The sequence below is a fragment of the Vibrio paucivorans genome, from assembly GCF_054053395.1.
Map to the genome: position 1 here is coordinate 125551 of NZ_CM133230.1, position 18322 is coordinate 143872.

The window sequence follows — 18322 nt, forward strand, 5'->3', positions numbered from 1 at the left end:
ATGTCAGAAATTACTCCTGAGCAAGTATTGAGTCAGCTAAAAAAGAAAGCATCGTCTCGGGTACAGAACTCATTGGAGGCAGTGTTTACCATATGCAAGGAACAACAAGAGCGCGGATTGAACGACTTTAGTTACTCAACGATAGCTCGCCTCGGAAAAGGGCGAGGTGTTCCAGCTGCACAAAGCATCCGAAACAAAACGGGTGAATCGTACCGAACCTTAATAGCTAGCTTCAACTCTGCAACAAAAGACCAACTTAGGCCGGTACGAAATACCTCAAAAGGTAAGATGCACGCTTGGATAGATGAACTAGAAGATCCAGTAGTTAAACTTCAAGCTAATATTCTCTATGCTCAGAAAAAGGAGGCGGAACGACTACTCAATGAAGTAGTGCCTATTAATCAGGTGATTGAAGTGTTCGATAACGTCGATGTCTCTGTGGCGTCGATTAAACTCACTGAGCTCGAGCGCAGCGCATTGGAGTACCTAATTTCTAGTGAGTTTTTACGCAGACACCAATTGGAGCTTGGAAAAAATGGCAGTATAGTCTCGAGTGATACTCAAAAGTCTTTTTTTCCTGTTGCAACTTTAGACGCAATTAAAAAGGCGCTCCAAAACTTATAGATAACTTGGATTGTAGAAGTGAAAACAAAACTAATCACCAGAGAAGGTTATAACAAACTCAAAGCCGAGCATGACCATTTGTGGAATGAAAAGCGCCCAGAAATTACCAAAATCGTCACATGGGCAGCTAGTCTTGGCGATCGTTCAGAAAATGCTGATTACACCTTCAACAAGCGTTTACTTCGTCAAATAGACCGTCGTGTGCGCTTCCTTCGCAAGTTTCTCCCTGAAGTGGCCATCGTAGATTACTCGCCTCAACAAGAAGGAAAGGTCTTTTTCGGTGCTTGGGTTGAGATTGAGAATGAAGCTGGTGATGTGAAAACATTCAGAATTGTCGGTCCTGAAGAAATCTATGGAGACGCAAAAGACTACATCTCAATTGATTCACCAATGGCGAGAGCATTGTTGAAGAAGGAAGTGGATGACGAAGTCACGGTTCGCACACCTGAAGGTGACAAAGAATGGTTCGTTAATTCGATTAGCTACAACAAACCCTAATTATCTTCGGAACCGCTCAACGTACTGATAAGCTCTTGCCTCTCCTCTTCGCTCAATCTCGCAATCAAGCAAGCTAACTTGGCAGAGCTTTCTTCCTCACAAAAGAAATAGTTCAAAGGAACTCCTAGCTCCTCAGCAATGAGCTTTAGAGTCTGTATATCAGGAGCGTGTTTGCCTTTCTCATACTGATTCATTCTGGCACTCGCCGACCCTTCATCCATACCTATTTGCACCCCCAAGGCTTTCTGGGAGAGTTTGGCTTTTTTGCGTGCTTCTTTAAGTCGCGACGGGACTGGGCTAGTAAATGACATTTTCGGTTCATGTGTGAAAACCTACAGTAACTAAGATTTTCTTAGTTTTGTCGATTTCTGTATACTAAGCAATCCTTAGTTTTTAGTTCTGCATGAGTTGTAAATGAAACGTTCGACGAAAATCAGTGCGATTATGCACAAGTTATTGATTGAAAAAGGTATGGATGGTTTTTCGGTTATTGAACTACGCGACGCCTCTCTTTCTATGAGTGATCTTATGAAGGAGCCTGATGAGGCAAGAAAAAGACTCTACAGACAGATCCTTCGTTTTGTGAGAAACGGTTGGCTTCAAAGTGAAGGAGAAGGGCGCGATAAAAGATACTTTCAAACGGGGCTGTTTCGCTCTCTGAATGTGAAGCCCAAAGTAGGAAGAGAGAATGTAACCTCTCAAGTGAAAGCCTCTCCAGATTACTCGGTATTGCGCCATGAGCGAAACCAGTACAAAGCTGAGTTAGAGATTGTTCTGGGTGAGATCGACGAATATCAATCACTCAATCGTCGCTTCCCTGAGCTAGAACAGAGGCTCAACCCTATGTTGCAACAAGCGAGAGATCGCTCGGCACATCTATTTGGTAAAGTGAACGTACTCACCAACGTGATTAACTCCATCTCTTCGGATGTCACCGAATGTTGAGAACATGGCAACAAGAGTGCTCTGAAAGAGCGATACAAAACTACAAGAACGGGCAGCACCACTTTTTTTGCCAAGCTACTCCAGGGGCAGGGAAAACAGTATTGGCAGCAACTATTGCTTCCAGGTTGCTGAAGGATGACATGGTTGACCTTGTTTTGTGTTTTTCACCGTCGTTAACAGTATCAGATGGGATAAAAAGAACCTTTTCAGAGGCTCTCAATTGCACTTTTAATGGTGGTTTAGGCTCGATTGGACAGTCGCTAACTTACCAATCCATTCAGTTTCTCAGCGAAGAGTTTTGGCAGACACTGAGTAGTTATCGAGTGTTTGTTGTATTCGACGAGATACATCATTGCTCTGGTTCTGAACTTGAAAATGCGAACGTTTGGGGCCAGCAAGTACTTACGAAGATTCAAGGGCTCGCGACCTACACACTTGCTATGTCAGGGACTCCGTGGCGTTCAGATTCTCTACCCATAGTTATGTCCGAATATAGTGACCCCGAGGGTAAGCTTTTGGTTGATTACCAATACACTTTGAGGCAAGCGATCGTAGACAAGGTTTGTCGAGTTCCAAGGTTGGTTTTAATTGATAGTGAGCACCTTTCCGTGAGTAACGAAGATAAAGTGGAGTCGTTTTCTTCGATCTTAGAAATGCTCAAGCAGACCAAAACCTCATATCAAAGTGTTATACATAACCAAGATGCGATGGAGTATTTACTTGGGCTCGGCTGTAAGAAGCTTGCGGAAATTCGAACTCAATCACCCAATGCTGGAGGGTTAGTTGTAGCCTCTTCTGTTCAGCACGCTCAAACAATCCAAAAGATACTCTCTCAAAAGTACTCTCAATCTGTATCAATCGTTACTTATCGCCATGAAGACCCGTTAGCTGAAATAGAACGTTATCGTCAAAGCGAGGCTCAATGGATTGTTAGCGTTGGAATGATTAGCGAAGGCACGGATATTCCGCGCCTTCAGGTTTGCTGTCATATGAGCTCAGTCAAAACAGAATTGTATTTTAGACAAGTGCTTGGACGCATCCTTAGGGTAAATAGCACTATAAACCAACAAGCGTGGCTATACACTTTTGCAGAGCAAAGTTTGATTCAATTTTCTGAGCGGATTGAGCAAGATATTCCCGACTCTTGTATGTTTGCGAAAATAGAGAGCTTGATAGAGTTTGAGTCAGAATCTCAACATTCTGGCCTAACTGGTCATGGTCTCTTAGAAGAGCGAGAAGAAGTAAAATCAACGTTAGTTTGGAGTAGCGTTATCAGCACCGAACTTAACCCAGTAGGACCTCTTAGTGCACTCGATGAACTTAGATTGGGAGCTTTTAAGCAGCGCGTAATCTCAGCCTTTCTCGCCACTTCGTAGATTAAAAATGATCTATGCACTCTAGTTCAAGGGTCTGTTGCAAAGTTTGAGGATTTTGCCACGCTAATCAAAAACACCTAACGGATAAGCTGAATGTCAAATTTCAAAGGCCGCCATTTCACTCGTGATATCATTCTTTGGGCAGTGCGATGGTACTGCAAATACGGTATCAGCTACCGAGAGCTGGCTGAAATGTTGTCCGAGCGAGGTGTTTTCGTCAATCACACCACACTGTATCGCTGGATACAGCGCTATGCCCCAGAAATTGAAAGACGGTTGCGCTGGTGCTGGAAGCCAAGTTTGAGTACCAGCTGGCAGGTTGATGAGACCTATGTACGTGTAGGCGGCGCCTGGATGTACTTATATCGCGCCATCACCAAAGAAGCTCACACTGTCGATTTTTATCTCTCCCGCACTCGTAATCAAAAGGCAGCGAAGTGCTTTCTGGGCAAGGCCTTACGCAGTATCAAACCTCATAACCACCCGAAAACAATCAATACCGATAAAGACAGATCGTATGCACCGGCGTTAGCTGCCTTAAAGAAAATGGGAGTATGTGACGACGATACTGTCCAAAGGCAGGTCAAATATCTGAACAATCGCATAGAGTCGGATCATGGCAAGCTGAAACGACTTATCAACCCTGTTCGAGGGTTTCAATCCCTAAAAACAGCGTTTGCTACAATCCGGGGTTTTGAGGTGATGCGAATGTTCCGAAAGGGACAGTTTGATATGTGGTTATATGGGCGAGGCCCTTTGGCCGAAGTGCGTCTAATTGAAGAAGCTTTCACTGCTTAAGTCACTAGGAGACTGAAAAGTCAGACCTCCCGTAAACTTTGCAACAGACCCCATTTTTGCCCCCAAAGCTTGTTACGTTCGCATTGATGTCTATGGATATAGTCCATTGTTCTAGCCCTGTTCATAGGTACAGGGACAGTAAAAATTGAATACATAAACATTTAAGTAACTAGCAGTCGTATAAATAGAATCTATTTGTGTGTAGTCACTAAAGAAAATGACTATATTTCATTGAGTTAAACCTGCTCGTCTCATATCTTCTTTAGTGTAAAGTAACTGTACGGTATGAGGCAGAGGATCTCGGAGTCGCATAGGTAGCGTTATGTTCTAAGGAGTAAAAATGGGTTGGTTAGAAGATATTGGTAAATCATTACCAATAGAAAAAATTTATGATGACTTAGCTAGCGGAGCAGTAAGTGAAGTCGGTGATTTGGCTAAAAATACGGTAAAAGCAGCGAGATGTGTTCTTGCTCCTATTGATTACTTGGCAACTCAACAAGACCGTTTTCAACGTTATTTGCAACGTGTAAACGATAAGGTTCCGGAAGAACAGCAAGTTAATGCTCATCCACAGATTGCAGGTCCTGTCATGGGTAACCTCAAATACGTTGAGGAGGAGAGTGTTATTACGGAAATGTTTCTGAATCTTTTGGCTCGTGCTATCGACCAAGAGCGAGTAAACGAAGCACATCCAGCATTTGCCAATATCATCAGCCAGCTGTCACCAGATGAGGCTAAAATGTTGTATTACTTCGAAAGAAAGGAGTATGTGTTAAAACAAAGCTCTACGTTTTATCCTAGCTCTAATACCTTCGGTCCCAGAAATACTACTAGCAACGAGTTTCCTGTAGAACGTTTAATGTACCCTCAAAATTATTTTATGTACTTGGACCATTTACATAGCCTGAATCTTGCTGGAATGTGGCAGCGTGGTAACCAACAACCCACGTACTCAGGAGGGCAACAAAATGGTGTTGTGATTACTAGTGCTACTCAGCTGACTCCATTTGGTGAACTGTTCATTAAAGCCTGTATTCCTGAAGATATTGAAATTTACGAGAAATAAATAGTACGAACATAACAAACGTATAAGGTTTAAGATACTTTTTCTATTCTGAACAAAACGTTTTAGGGCAATACGCCTAAAACGTTTTGTCCAAAACCTTCATAGTTGGCACTTCGTAACTCAGAAGTGCCCCAAAAACATTTAGATTAAATACTCTACACAATTGAGAGGACGTGCGTTTACCCTACTAAAACTTATTCGATTGAGTTGATAACTGTTCATTCTCGTCATTAGGCGACATCTTGCAGCCTAACTTTCCGTCGTGTGCCATAACTTACTGATTATAAGTTGAGTCAATATGAAGATGTTGATTTTACCGAAAGATGAAAGACGACAATTTGTCGTCTAATAAGCGCTATCCCTCTCAATATATGGATTGAATTGTATATCGATACTTATCGGTATGATATTGTTATCTTTTTTATGTTTAAGGTACGAGAAATGGCATCAATGAATCGAAGTGAACGAGCTAAACATTACTTAGAGCGACTACTAACAGCACGAAATGTAGCTGTAGAGTTAGAGCTAATTGTTAATGAAATCAATAACTTGATTTACACGGAAAGCCGAGAGCCACTAAGTAAAGAAGATAAGCTTCTAATTATTGAGGAATTAGAACGTTTAGTCCGAGATTCACCATATCGTATAGATGAAAATACAGGGGTCGAACATTTTCAAAAAAGCACAACGGCGTCTGATAATAGCGACATACTAGATGTAATTAGTGCTATGAAGAAAAAGGTGGGTAAATGAATTTAGAATTTTCTGATTTTGTATCTGTTGTAAGTCTTTTGGTATCTATTGCCGCAGTTTTTTTTGCAAAAAAATCTAGCAAAGCAGCGCATGATATTGCTGAAAAAAACTTAAATCTTCAACATGGTATGGTTGAGTTGGAGATGAGGCAGGCGATTGAAAATGCAAAGTCTAAGGTCAATGAAATATCTGTCGTAATGGCTCCACTTGTTGCTAAAGAAGAAAAATCGAAGCTGAACGAAGAAGATGAGGGAACTCTTAAAATTTACCGAAAGAACTTAGATGCTGCTGTTCAAACACTGATGAATACTTACGATGATGCATGCTCAAAGTACATTGATGGAAAAGTCGATAAAGTTCGTTTCAAAAAAAATTACAAGTATGAAATACGTAACCTTTTAGAAAACAAAGACTTAAAAGAACATTTCGATCCTCTAACTTCAAGGTACAAACCTATTCTGAATGTATATACCGAATGGGAAAGTATGGAGTAAATAGGTATAACAAGCATCGAAGGTTTCAAGATACTTTTTCTAATCCAATTTTGGCACGTTAGAATTCATACTCTAACGTGCTTTTGTCCAATAGTACGTTACGCAGTTGGTCTAATCACTGTGATCACCAAGCGATTCTGTCACATCTTGGCAGTTGTGAATTGTGTTTTTATTGAAGTAAGAATAGTACATAGAAATAGTACTCATACTATTTCTAAATATTTATTTTATCAGTGCTTTAGTAACATTTAGTATGATTTTCATACTTCTAACCCCCAATCCGCATTCTCACTTCGGTCTCCAAGGCTGGCTGCCCAAGTGACTTTCTTGGTGACTTCCGGACGCTCTTCGCGCCAAAGAAAGTCCAATTCCTTCTTTAGTTTTTCATAACCTTCACGAGTAATTAGGTTTGTTTTCATATTCTTGACGTTATTCGATTGAATCTACTGCATACATTAGCTAAAAAGGTAATAAACGTTAACAATTCTTTGCGCCACTTTGCTTAGAACAGTGTTACATTTTGCGTGACCTAATTTTCTTTGGGTACAAGCTTATTAAATAGGTGGAACCATTACATGCAAGAAAACTACAAAATATTAGTGGTAGACGACGATGCACGTCTACGTGCGTTACTAGAGCGTTACTTATCAGAGCAAGGATTCCAAGTACGCAGTGTCGCTAACAGTGAGCAGATGGACCGCCTGTTAACACGTGAAAACTTTCACCTTATGGTGTTGGATTTGATGTTGCCTGGTGAAGATGGCTTGTCTATCTGTCGCCGCCTGCGTAACGCTAACAATATGCTGCCAATCCTTATGCTGACAGCCAAGGGCGATGAGATCGACCGTATTGTTGGCCTAGAAGTGGGTGCAGATGATTACCTACCAAAACCATTTAATCCACGTGAATTGCTTGCTCGTATTAAAGCGGTATTGCGTCGTCAAACGATTGAAGCCCCGGGAGCGCCAAGCTCTGAAGAATCAGTGGTTGAGTTTGGCGAGTTCCGCTTGAACTTAGGTACGCGTGAAATGTTCCGCGGTGATGAACCAATGCCACTGACTTCAGGTGAATTTGCGGTTCTGAAGTCTTTGGTGACCAATGCGCGTGAGCCGATGTCTCGCGATAAACTGATGAACATGGCTCGCGGACGCGAATACTCGGCTATGGAGCGTTCGATAGACGTTCAAATCTCGCGTTTGCGCCGAATGCTAGAGGTCGACCCAAGTAAACCTCGATACATCCAAACGGTTTGGGGGCTAGGCTACGTCTTTGTCCCAGACGGTAAAGAAGTTTAAGCTTTACTCTAAGCTCTCACATTGCTTCAATGTGGGAGCTTTTTTTACGATACTCCCTCCACCTCGTTAGGTCATTGCCATTCGTTAGGTTATTTCTATGCGCATTCGCAGTTCGTTTACTCAATCGATTCTAATATTTTTTACTTTGCTGATCGCCAGCCAAGTGTACTCATATTATGCGGTGTTTAATTACGCTCTGATGCCTAGCTTACAGCAGTTTAATCGCATCCTAGGTCATGAGATCAATCTGATGTTGGATGATTCTGTTGAGTTCCAAGAAGAGCTCGAGCTTGATGCGCCATCGCGTCGCAGAGTGCTAGAACAGCTTGGCGTGACCATCCACTCAGAAAGCAGCGAGATTGCCGATGAGTATTATCATGCGGTGACCATCGACCTGATGAGTGAAGAGATGACTCAAGAGTTAGGTGCACCAACCGATGTGAGGATGATGCTAGGCAGTGAAAGTTACATTCTTTGGATAAAAACAGAATCTCTACCTGGTTCGCTGATACGTATTCCACTCTCTGAGCTGCAAGAAGAAGACTTCGCCCCTCTGTTTCGTAATAGCTTGATTATGGCGCTATTGATTGTTGCAGGTGGTTGGCTATTCATTCGTTTGCAAAACAGACCTCTGATTGCGCTAGAGAAAGCCGCGAAAGGGGTAGGACGTGGTGAAATTCCCCCACCTTTGCCTGAAAAAGGGGCATCAGAAATTCGCTCCGTGACTCGTGCATTTAACCAGATGTCGAAAGGCATTCAGGAGCTCGAAGAAGACCGAGCATTGCTGATGGCTGGGATTAGCCACGATTTACGAACACCGCTGACCCGAATTCGTTTGGCTACAGAAATGATGTCTCCTGAAGACAGCTATTTAGCCGAGGGGATCATCAGTGATACTGAAGAGTGTAACGAAATCATCAGCCAGTTTATGGACTACCTAAAACCAGTCAATACACAGTCGTTTGAAGCGGTCGACCTCAACGATATTGCTAAAGATGTTGCCACGTCGGAAGGCGGTTACGAGATCCAAATTGAGACGGATCTGCAAGATAACATGAAGCCTGCTTTTGGTACGCCAATAGCGCTCAAGCGTGCCGTCAGCAACCTAGTGGTGAATGCAGTGCGTTATGGTGGTGGCTGGATTAAGATTTCGACAGGAACGACGGCTGACAATAAGTTGGCCTGGATTTGTGTGGAAGATAACGGCCCCGGTATCGAGCAAAGCCAAATTGCCAAACTGTTTGAACCCTTTACTCGTGGAGATACAGCGCGCGGAAGCGAAGGTACAGGGCTCGGACTCGCGATTGTGAAACGTATCGTCAGTCAGCACCATGGCTCGGTGGTGGTGAATAATCGCAGTGAAGGCGGTCTGAAGGCGCAGATAAGCTTCCCAACCAAATAATCTATGTAAAAAAGGGGCTCAATTGAGCCCCCTTTTTTTAAGGTTAAATACTAACCTACGCTTTGGAGTAGACATCTCTATCACCCAGCCAGCGGTCGATAATGGCAACGGCGTTTTGCGGATAGTTGTCGTGGATGTAGCGCGCAATACGCTGAACTTCTGGGATTAACCTTTGGTCACGCACCAAATCGGCAATCTTGAAATCCGCCAATCCAGTCTGTTTTGTGCCTAGTAACTCTCCGGGTCCTCTAATCTCTAGGTCTTTCTGTGCAATCACAAAACCATCATTGCTTTCGCGCAGAACGCTTAATCGCTTCTGTGCAGTCTTAGACAGAGGGGAGTGGTACAGCAGCACACAATGACTTGCGACACTGCCTCGGCCAACACGGCCTCGCAGCTGGTGGAGTTGAGCTAGCCCTAATCGTTCTGGGTTTTCGATGATCATTAAGCTTGAATTAGGTACATCAACGCCAACTTCAATCACTGTTGTCGCCACAAGTAAGTGCAGTTTGTTGTCTTTGAAGTCCTGCATGACTGCCTGTTTCTCAGCCGGTTTCATTCGGCCATGAACCAAACCGATTTTGACATCGGGTAGTGTGCGTTGCAGCTCTTCTGCTGTGTCGGCAGCGGCTTGTGCTTCAAGTACTTCTGATTCATCGATCAGTGTGCAGACCCAATAGGCTTGCTTTCCTTCGTTGAGGCAGGCATTACGCACTCGCTCGACAATATCATCCCGTTTAGTGTCGGGAATAGCGACCGTTTGGATAGGGGTTCTACCGGGTGGAAGTTCATCTATGATGGAGGTTTCTAAATCAGCATAAGCCGTCATCGCGAGTGTGCGTGGAATTGGGGTCGCGGTCATGATCAGCTGATGTGGGAAGCTGCCTTGTTTCACGCCTTTTTCTCTTAGCTCTAAGCGTTGATGTACACCAAACCGGTGCTGCTCATCAATGATGACTAAGGCCAAGTTTTGGAACTCGACGTGTTCTTGAAAGAGAGCGTGAGTGCCCACTACCATTTGCGCTTCACCGCTGGCGATGCGCGCCAGCTCGGTCTCTTTTGCTTTGCCTTTTAGTTTACCGGCTAACCACCCGACTTGAATGCCCATCGATTCGAACCAAGAGGCAAAGTTGATCGCGTGTTGTTCCGCTAGTAGCTCAGTGGGTGCCATAAGCGCGACTTGGTGGCCATGCTCAATGGCACGTACCGCCGCGAGTGCTGCAACTAGGGTTTTCCCAGAGCCTACGTCTCCCTGAACAAGGCGCATCATTGGGTGGGTTTTTTCCAAGTCCGCTTCAATTTCTTTCACCACGCGTGCCTGAGCGTTGGTCGGCTCAAACGGCAGCTGCTTGAGGAGTTGTTGCTTAAGTGAATCGACTGGCTTAAGGGGAGTGGCTGCATCTTGCTGACCTTTACTCCGTACCGACAGCATCGATAAGTTTTGCGCCAATAATTCTTCCATGATCAAGCGAACTTGCGCTGGGTGCTTCCCTTCATCAAACTCGTCGAGGTTGATGGTAGGCTGCGGGCGGTGAATGGTATGCAGTGCCTGCGCCAACGTAATTTGGTGATCGTATAGTCCGTTTGGAAGTAGCTCTTGCACTGCTGCTTTATCGAGCAAAGTTAGCGCTTGATCGGTGAGGTTACGTAAAGTGATCTGTCTAAGGCCGTCTGTGGTTGGGTAGACGGGGGTAAGGTTTTGTTCGATATCTGGGGTTTGGCGTGGAGCAAAAAACTTGTAATCAGGGTGAATGATTTCAAGTCCCATCCCACCTCGCTTAATCTCACCGTAAGCGTGTACTAACTTACCTTCAGCGAAGTTATTCTTAATCGCGGCAGTAAAATTAAAGAAACGCAGTGTCACGGTGCCGTTACCATCACTGATTTTAACCGCTAACATCTTTCGCTTGCCGAAGATGGTATCCACACTCATTACCTTGCCTTGCACTGCAGCCCACAGGCCAGCATGAAGTTTTGCAATAGGGTAGATTCGTGTGCGATCTTCATAGCGAAGGGGGAGGTGAAAGAGCAGATCTTGCACATTGTTTAGGCCGACTTTAGCCAGCTTTTCTGCCACTTTTGCACCAACACCAGACAGTGAAGTGAGCGGAATAGCGGAAAGCAGTTGAGACATAGCGAGGCTCTAAGTAAGTGGCTGAAATTAAGGTTAGTTAACCACCTGACTGTGTTTTTGTACAGGATAAATTACAACGCTTTGGTGAAGATAGAAGCCCTCCAAAGCGTTGTTCGTCGAAGCTAAGCTTTTTGCATCTCTTTCCACCATGCTTCTTCAGCAACAATTTGACCTTGGTCGTCTAATGGCGGATAAGGCAGTTTTTTGCGTTTGGCGACTTTAGCCAGCACAGGATGGCCGCGTTCAAACAAAATGCGATGAATGGTTTCGTCTGGTAGCGTGCTTTCTTCTCGCTGATACATTCCAGCCATTTCACGTTGACGTTGGGCTTCGTATAGGAGTACGGCGCTTGCAACAGAAACGTTTAATGATTGAACCATACCAATCATCGGGATGATGATGTCTTGGTCTGCCATCTCCAGAGCTTGCTTTGAAGCGCCAGTTTTTTCATTGCCAAGAATGATAGCGGTTGGCTTAGTGTAATCAATCTCGCGAAAATCGACGGCAGTGTCCGATAAGTTGGTGACCAGTACCTGCATGCCTTGAGATTTCAGCTCCCCAATGGCATCACCGATGGTGTCGTGTGTGTCAACTTCAACCCAGTTACGCGCACCCGCCGAGGTGTGGCTTAGCGTGCGCATTTCATTTGGCCAAACTGCATGGACTTTATGGATGCCTGTTGCATCTGCAGTACGGATAACCGCTGAAACGTTGTTAGGCTTGTGTACTTCTTCTAAGCACAGCGTTAAGTCTGTTTGACGAGATTTCAGCACTTGCTGAATACGTTGGTATCTTTCTAAATTCATAATGATATAAAAATGCGCTCCGAAAGAGCGCATTTATTTAATGTTTAACTAATCTAGTTCTTTCTGCGCCTAACTCTTAACGCATGCGGCATCACACGAATTTTCTTCATGATGCTAGCTAAGTGCACACGGTCTTTCGTCGTCAGTAGCACAGTCACGGTATACAGGCGACCATCACGCTCTTCGGTCGACAGGCCATGAATGTTAGAGCCCGTCTTAGAGATAACATTGGTTAGCTCAGCCAGTGCGCCTTGGTGGTTCTGCATGTCGACTTTCAGTTCGGTGATGAACTCTTGGTCGTAGTCGTTAGACCATTCTACAGCCATGTACTTGTCTGGTTCTTTTTGATAACCACGAACGTTTGGACAAGTTTCACGGTGTACTACTAAACCACGGCCTGGTGATACGTGAGCAATAATGTGATCATCCGGAATAGGGTGACAACAGTTAGCAAAGGTTAACAAGATGCCTTCCGCACCGCGGATTGGCAGTTTCTTCTTCGGCTTACCGTCGCTGCTTTCTACTTCGGTCAGTTCATCGGCATCACCTAGTAGGCGGCGCGCGATGACGATACTCATGAGCTCGCCTAAACCAATTTCAGCCAGTAGGTCTTCTACGCTATCGACTTTCAGGTCTGTGAGTACATGTTGCACATTGTCTTCACTGATGTCTGAAAGAGACAGCTCACCCAATGCATGGTTAAGCAGGCGGCGACCTAAGGTAATGGATTCTTCACGGCGCATGGTTTTCAGAACCTGACGGATCTTGGTGCGAGCACGTGAAGTCACCACATAGTTTAGCCACGCGGCATTCGGGCGAGCCCCCGGCGCACTAATGATCTCGATTGTCTGACCATTTTTCAGTGACTTGCTCAGTGGGTAAGGATTTCTGTCTACACGAGCACCAACACACATGTTGCCAACATCGGTATGAACGGCATAAGCGAAATCTACTGCTGTTGCACCAACTGGTAGCTCGACAATGCGACCCTTCGGTGTGAAGACGTAAATCTCATCGGGGAAGAGATCGGATTTAACGTTTTCAATGAATTCGAAGGAGTTACCAGCACTTTGCTGCAGCTCGAGTAGGCTTTGCATCCAGCGCTGAGCTTTAACCTGCGCTGTGGTGCCGGTGCGATCGCCATTGCCTTTGTATGACCAGTGCGCCGCGACACCTTTGTCTGCCATTTGGTCCATGTCTTCGGTACGGATTTGTACTTCAACAGGTACGCCATGTGGGCCAACCATTGAGGTGTGCAAAGATTGGTAGCCGTTCGCTTTTGGTACCGCAATGTAATCTTTCATGCGCCCCGGACGCGGCTTATACAAGCTATGAACTTGTCCAAGTACTCGATAACAGGTATCGGCGTCTTCAACGACGACACGGAAAGCGTAGATGTCCATGATGGTGTGGAAACGCTGCTCTTTGGTTTTCATCTTGTTATAGATGGAGAACAGGTTCTTTTCACGGCCTAAGACACGAGCTTTCAATCCAACATCTTCCAAGCGACCTTCAAGTTCGCTGTGGATACGTTGAATCATTTCTTTGCGGTTACCACGCGCAGCACGCACTACTTCTTTGAGTACGCGATAACGATTTGGGTAAAGTGCTTCAAAACCTAGCTCTTCAAGCTCGGTTTTAATGTTATGGATACCTAGGCGATGTGCCAAAGGAGAGTAGATTTCGAGCGTTTCACGAGCAATACGACGCTTTTTATCAGGGCGAAGTGCACCTAGCGTACGCATGTTGTGTGTGCGGTCGGCAAGCTTGATCAGAATGACGCGGATGTCTTGCACCATGGCAAGGACCATCTTACGGAAGTTCTCTGCTTGAGCCTCTTTGCGATCTCGAAATTTAAGCTTATCCAGCTTAGATACGCCATCCACTAATTCAGCAACAGTATTGCCAAACTTTTCTTCTAGGTCTTCTTTGGTGACGTCACAGTCTTCGATAACGTCGTGAAGGAGCGCTGCTTGAAGTGTTTCAATATCTAGGCGCATTTCGGCCAAGATACGAGCTACAGCAACAGGGTGGATGATATACGGTTCACCGCTTGAGCGGGTTTGCCCTTCATGGGCGTCTCTCGCTACCACATAAGATTGACGCAGAGCCTCAATTTGAGGCTCTGTTAGGTATTCTTGGGCAACGTCTTTGAGGCTATCGAATAGATACAAATTTTAGGCCCGGCTGGTTAGTCGTTCGAAAAACAACGTACTTATTACAGTGTGCTTCGAAAACAGCTGACGTCGAAAACGAGTTGTTATCGAGTGTGAGCGATGCTGCTTACTGCTACTAGCTCAGCTGCTTCTTGCTCTTGCTGTTCTTGACGTTCACGTGCGTCTAGAACTTCTTTAGTGATAAGGCCTTCTTCGATTTCGCGTAGAGCGATAACGGTTGGCTTATCGTTCTCTTCTGGCACTAGTGAATCTTTACCGCCAGTTTGCATTTGACGTGCGCGGCGTGCCGCAATTAGAACTAGGTCGAAACGGTTGCCAACTTTTTCAACAGCGTCTTGAACAGTTACGCGTGCCATAAGGACTCCAAATAATTAACTAAAATTTTGAATGACGAGAAAGTATACAACCTAAGTGCTTTATATTCTAGCTCTTAAGCTGCCACTTAACATTGCGGAATGGATTATTCCGCCAGTAGCGCTTTAAGCATGCCGTTATATTTAGCAGCTTGCTTATCCTGCTTCAATCTTTCTGCGCGAATGATTGCTTTAAAATCCATTAAAGCGGCATCGAAGTCATCGTTGACGATAACGTAATCGTACTCGCTGTAATGAGAAATCTCTGATTTTGCTTCTGCCATGCGTTTTGCAATAACAGCATCGCTATCTTGACCACGAGCGTTTAGGCGACGTTCCAACTCGCCATTTGATGGCGGTAGAATGAATACGCTGCGTGCCAAAGGCATCTGTTCACGGATCTGACGAGCACCTTGCCAGTCGATATCCAGAAATACATCGATCCCTTTGTCTAGGTTATCTTCAATCCAAACACGAGACGTACCGTAGTAGTTGCCGAAGACTTCAGCGTATTCAAGGAATTCGCCTTTTTCGATCAACTCTTCGAAGTGCTCTTTTTGCACAAAGTGGTAATGAACACCGTCTTGCTCGCCTGGGCGCATACCACGAGTAGTATGAGACACAGAGACTTTCATTGCGTAGGTCGGGTTAGTTTCTAGCATTGCTGAGATCAAGCTAGATTTTCCTGCGCCGCTCGGTGCAGATACGATGTATAGAGTACCTTTGCCCATCTGTTCTGTTCCACGTTTGGTTGGAGTGTAAGCCGAACTGTTGTACGACCTGACTTAAAGATAGCACTGACCATGAATATTCGACCAATTGGCGAAATTTAGGTCAGAAAAATGGAGGCGAAGAGTAGCATAACTCGACTATTTAGGACAACAAGATCGCATAGAGATCATGGTTTATTTATTGAGCGGGAAAGCCAGCGAAATTGATCTAAAACGAAAACGTTTGCTTTTTTGCGTTTTTCAGCAGTAAAGACGTTGAGTTTTTAGTCAATATCCTTACAATCCGCGCAAACGTTTAAATGCTGTATATGTCTAATGAAATGGATTAGATGTCTCTACTATCGAGCCTATCTCGATGACTACGGTTTTTTAGTGTGACGTCTCCTCTTATTAGGTACTCACAGCATGCATAACGTTTACTATTTATTTAAATTGTAAAGGTTTCATTGTGAGTCTCGATTCAACCCTTAAAGCCCAGAGAAGCTCTGGTGTACTGGACTCAGTGTTCAAAATCACTGAGCGTAAAACCACCCTTGGTACAGAACTCTATGCGGGTTTTATTACCTTTCTAGCGATGAGCTACATCTTGGCGGTTAACCCAGCTATTTTAGGCGACATCCCAGGTATGGACAGAGGCGCTGTCTTTACTGCAACAGCATTAGCGGCAGCAATCGCGACTCTGATTATGGGGATCTGGGGCAATTACCCAGTGATGTTAGCACCGGGCATGAGCATGAATGGATTCTTCAAAGGCATGCTACTAAGTGGTTCGGTTGCACTGGTATGGCATGAAGCACTGTTCGGTATTTTCTTATCGGGTGTGTTGTACCTGATTTTATCGATGACTAATATCCGTAAAGCGATGATTGAGTCGATTCCAGAAGATCTAAAATTAGCCATTACTGTCTCACTGGGTCTGTTTATCGCGTTTCTGGGTTTAAAAAATGCGGGGATCATTGTTTCTAACCCAATCATCCTAGTGAGCATGGGGAACATTTCTGATCCTCAAGTCATCATTGCTTACATCAGCATTTTTGTCGCACTGGGCTGTATGGTCCGCGACATTAAGCTAGCCACCTTTATTTCATTTGTGACAGCGATTGCGCTGACGATATTGGCTGATACCTTTATGGGCACCAGTAATGCGCCGCTGCCAGAACAGTTTGTCTCTGCGCCACCGAGTATGGCGGGTAGCTTCGGTGCAGTGTTTAACTTCTCGGGCTTAACGGCTGACAAGTTGTTTGATCTACTGTTTATCGTCATCATCTTTTTGATTGTCGATTTCTTTGATGGCTTAAGTACCATCGTTGGTGTTGGCCGTGACGCAGGCATCATTGATAAAGACGGTAAAGTACCGAACGCACGTTCTGCACTGGTAGCAGATGCCGGCGGTACCGTAATTGGTTCTGTGCTGGGTACAACTTCTATTACTGCGTTTTCTGAGTCGGGTATTGCCTCTTCGCAGGGGGCTAAAACTGGATTGGCTGCGGTGATGGTGTCGGGCTTATTCTTGCTGTCGCTATTCCTGTACCCACTATTCTCGATTTTCTCAGCTGCGATGGTGGCTCCAGCAATGGTAGTGGTCGGCATTTATATGATTGGCCGTTTGGGCCAAATCAGCTGGGAGCAAAAAGAGTCTCGCATTGCAGCGTTCTTTACCATTATGTTTACCGTGTTGAGCTTCTCGCCAGCTAACGGCATGGCAATGGGCTTCATTAGTTATGCGTTCACTATGGTTGTCGCGGGCAAAGGCAAGCAAGTTCACCCGGTTATTTACATATTGTCTGCAGTATTCCTAGCGTATCTGATCCTGCTTTAATGCTATAAGGGCTGTGTGATATCGATTATTGAGATTATTCACATAGCCCCTTTTATGCAACCTCGTGTAAACTCTTTCCTTAGTTGATTTCTTATTTGCGGAAAGAGGTTATGCCTTCCCATCTTCCTAAGTCTTTTAGTAAACCCTTTCTTAAAAGCTTCTACGTATTAGAAGCGGTGCTTCTGGTTGCCATTACGCTGGCCACGCTGTTTGCGATGGTGGAAGAATTTATTCATGTCTTCACGGAAAAGCGTGTTCTTCTCACCGATATTCTGCTGATGTTTATCTATCTCGAAGTTCTCGCGATGGTGAAGCAGTTTGTGATGAACGGTAAAATCCCAGTTCGATATCCAATCTACATTGCGATGATGGCGATTGCTCGTTACATCACACTGGGAATGAAAGAGTTAGATGCTGTGCTGGTCGTATGGTTATCCGTGGCAGCATTCATTCTTGCTGCGGCGACATTGCTGATCCGAGTTGGCCATCACTATTGGCCGTATATCGACAACCAAACTGCAGAAAAAGACGAGTAATCAAGGCATAGAGGGTAGGCGAGTAAATAAGTGTAAAGTCGCCTGCTCGATGATTGTCATTCCCCATTTCTGCCGCTATCTTTAGGCTTTCTATTTGACGTGATGAGGCTGTGTGATGCTAAGACGCTACACACCGACAATCTATTTGTTGCTCAGTGCACTGATAGCTACTTTGCTATTTAGTGTTGCTGTGCAAGCGAAAGTGCCTTCTCATCAGGTTTCGTCCTCTGGCTCGTCGATGATTGCAATCAGTTTGGATGGCTGCGGTACGGTGATGGATTCCGCATCTACTTCTGGCTGCTGCGATCCCGGTGGATCCTGCTTTGAAAAGCAGTGCTGCTCTCATGTTCAACTCTCAAATATTGCTCTAGTCGAAACGACAGTACGTTCATACAGTGCGCCTTTTCGTTACGCTCTAGTCGCCAGTATTCCCGTGAATTACTCTGATGCAGGGGTTCACTCTCTGTATCGACCTCCTATCGCATAACTCTTATTTCTCAGCGATTTTTCGCACC

The 18322-nt window shown here is 44.9% G+C and carries 19 protein-coding genes, 1 pseudogene and 1 riboswitch; of the genes and pseudogenes, 13 read left to right on the forward strand and 7 right to left on the reverse strand.

Translation table 11 applies throughout. The features are described from left to right. Together gmtX and greB are read left to right on the forward strand one after the other, a co-directional pair. Positions 1 to 624 carry a gamma-mobile-trio protein GmtX gene (gene gmtX / locus ACXABW_RS00565; protein ID WP_457523484.1) on the forward strand — a complete coding sequence of 208 codons (624 nt, stop codon included), beginning with the start codon at positions 1 to 3 and terminating at the stop codon, positions 622 to 624. Between the two features lie 18 nt (positions 625 to 642). Beyond that, entirely contained in the window at positions 643 to 1122 is a 480-nt protein-coding gene (greB, locus tag ACXABW_RS00570) for a transcription elongation factor GreB (protein WP_457523486.1), read from the forward strand. Here greB and ACXABW_RS00575 read toward each other — a convergent pair. After that, entirely contained in the window at positions 1119 to 1433 is a 315-nt protein-coding gene (locus ACXABW_RS00575) for a helix-turn-helix domain-containing protein (protein WP_457523487.1), read from the reverse strand. The genes greB and ACXABW_RS00575 overlap by 4 nt on opposite strands. A gap of 103 nt (positions 1434 to 1536) precedes the next feature. On the opposite strand from ACXABW_RS00575, the gene ACXABW_RS00580 reads away from it, so the two are divergent. The 6 genes from ACXABW_RS00580 (at position 1537) to ACXABW_RS00605 (ending at position 6554) form a co-directional block, all read left to right on the forward strand. Beyond that, positions 1537 to 2067: a hypothetical protein gene (locus ACXABW_RS00580; protein ID WP_457523489.1), complete on the forward strand. Its 531-nt coding sequence runs from the start codon at positions 1537 to 1539 to the stop codon at positions 2065 to 2067. Next, the gene (locus ACXABW_RS00585) at positions 2061 to 3443 is read left to right on the forward strand and encodes a DEAD/DEAH box helicase (RefSeq protein WP_457523491.1); all 1383 of its coding nucleotides are present in this window, start codon (positions 2061 to 2063) and stop codon (positions 3441 to 3443) included. The genes ACXABW_RS00580 and ACXABW_RS00585 overlap by 7 nt, the downstream gene beginning before the upstream one ends. Positions 3444 to 3536: 93 nt before the next feature. Next, complete coding sequence (locus ACXABW_RS00590; protein WP_457523493.1) at positions 3537 to 4241, forward strand: IS6 family transposase; 705 nt, start codon at positions 3537 to 3539, stop codon at positions 4239 to 4241. A gap of 340 nt (positions 4242 to 4581) precedes the next feature. Next, the gene (locus tag ACXABW_RS00595; protein WP_457523494.1) at positions 4582 to 5307 is read left to right on the forward strand and encodes a DUF4393 domain-containing protein; all 726 of its coding nucleotides are present in this window, start codon (positions 4582 to 4584) and stop codon (positions 5305 to 5307) included. A 441-nt stretch (positions 5308 to 5748) separates the two neighbouring features. Further along, entirely contained in the window at positions 5749 to 6060 is a 312-nt protein-coding gene (locus ACXABW_RS00600) for a hypothetical protein (RefSeq protein ID WP_457523496.1), read from the forward strand. Then, positions 6057 to 6554 carry a hypothetical protein gene (locus ACXABW_RS00605; RefSeq protein ID WP_457523497.1) on the forward strand — a complete coding sequence of 166 codons (498 nt, stop codon included), beginning with the start codon at positions 6057 to 6059 and terminating at the stop codon, positions 6552 to 6554. The genes ACXABW_RS00600 and ACXABW_RS00605 overlap by 4 nt, the downstream gene beginning before the upstream one ends. A gap of 275 nt (positions 6555 to 6829) precedes the next feature. Here ACXABW_RS00605 and ACXABW_RS00610 read toward each other — a convergent pair. After that, positions 6830 to 6973: pseudogene (locus ACXABW_RS00610) on the reverse strand (transcription elongation factor GreB); the annotation flags it as partial. A gap of 156 nt (positions 6974 to 7129) precedes the next feature. Here ACXABW_RS00610 and ompR point away from each other — a divergent pair. Together ompR and envZ are read left to right on the forward strand one after the other, a co-directional pair. After that, on the forward strand, positions 7130 to 7849 hold the full coding sequence (gene ompR / locus ACXABW_RS00615) for an osmolarity response regulator transcription factor OmpR (protein ID WP_252028987.1): 720 nt from the start codon (positions 7130 to 7132) through the stop codon (positions 7847 to 7849). A gap of 97 nt (positions 7850 to 7946) precedes the next feature. Next, the gene (envZ, locus tag ACXABW_RS00620) at positions 7947 to 9251 is read left to right on the forward strand and encodes a two-component system sensor histidine kinase EnvZ (protein WP_252028988.1); all 1305 of its coding nucleotides are present in this window, start codon (positions 7947 to 7949) and stop codon (positions 9249 to 9251) included. A gap of 55 nt (positions 9252 to 9306) precedes the next feature. Here the strand turns inward: envZ and recG are convergent, their stop codons facing one another. The 5 genes from recG to gmk all read right to left on the reverse strand — a co-directional run bounded on the left by recG (position 9307) and on the right by gmk (position 15452). Further along, positions 9307 to 11385 (reverse strand): ATP-dependent DNA helicase RecG, encoded by a 2079-nt coding sequence (gene recG / locus ACXABW_RS00625; protein ID WP_457523500.1) that lies wholly within the window; start codon positions 11383 to 11385, stop codon positions 9307 to 9309. Between the two features lie 122 nt (positions 11386 to 11507). Further along, a complete protein-coding gene (trmH, locus tag ACXABW_RS00630; RefSeq protein ID WP_457523502.1) occupies positions 11508 to 12191 on the reverse strand; it encodes a tRNA (guanosine(18)-2'-O)-methyltransferase TrmH in 684 nt (227 codons plus the stop codon). 53 nt (positions 12192 to 12244) lie between these two features. After that, positions 12245 to 14365: a bifunctional GTP diphosphokinase/guanosine-3',5'-bis pyrophosphate 3'-pyrophosphohydrolase gene (spoT, locus tag ACXABW_RS00635; protein ID WP_457523503.1), complete on the reverse strand. Its 2121-nt coding sequence runs from the start codon at positions 14363 to 14365 to the stop codon at positions 12245 to 12247. An 86-nt stretch (positions 14366 to 14451) separates the two neighbouring features. Beyond that, entirely contained in the window at positions 14452 to 14724 is a 273-nt protein-coding gene (gene rpoZ / locus ACXABW_RS00640) for a DNA-directed RNA polymerase subunit omega (protein ID WP_457523505.1), read from the reverse strand. 104 nt (positions 14725 to 14828) lie between these two features. Continuing rightward, on the reverse strand, positions 14829 to 15452 hold the full coding sequence (gmk, locus tag ACXABW_RS00645) for a guanylate kinase (RefSeq protein WP_252028993.1): 624 nt from the start codon (positions 15450 to 15452) through the stop codon (positions 14829 to 14831). A gap of 282 nt (positions 15453 to 15734) precedes the next feature. Continuing rightward, positions 15735 to 15834, forward strand: a riboswitch (purine riboswitch). Positions 15835 to 15900: 66 nt separating this feature from the next. On the opposite strand from gmk, the gene ACXABW_RS00650 reads away from it, so the two are divergent. The 3 genes from ACXABW_RS00650 to ACXABW_RS00660 all read left to right on the forward strand — a co-directional run bounded on the left by ACXABW_RS00650 (position 15901) and on the right by ACXABW_RS00660 (position 18294). Beyond that, the gene (locus tag ACXABW_RS00650) at positions 15901 to 17271 is read left to right on the forward strand and encodes an NCS2 family permease (RefSeq protein ID WP_457523507.1); all 1371 of its coding nucleotides are present in this window, start codon (positions 15901 to 15903) and stop codon (positions 17269 to 17271) included. Between the two features lie 110 nt (positions 17272 to 17381). Then, entirely contained in the window at positions 17382 to 17807 is a 426-nt protein-coding gene (locus ACXABW_RS00655; protein WP_252028995.1) for a phosphate-starvation-inducible protein PsiE, read from the forward strand. A gap of 115 nt (positions 17808 to 17922) precedes the next feature. Next, entirely contained in the window at positions 17923 to 18294 is a 372-nt protein-coding gene (locus ACXABW_RS00660; protein ID WP_457523510.1) for a hypothetical protein, read from the forward strand. Positions 18295 to 18322 lie beyond the last annotated feature (28 nt).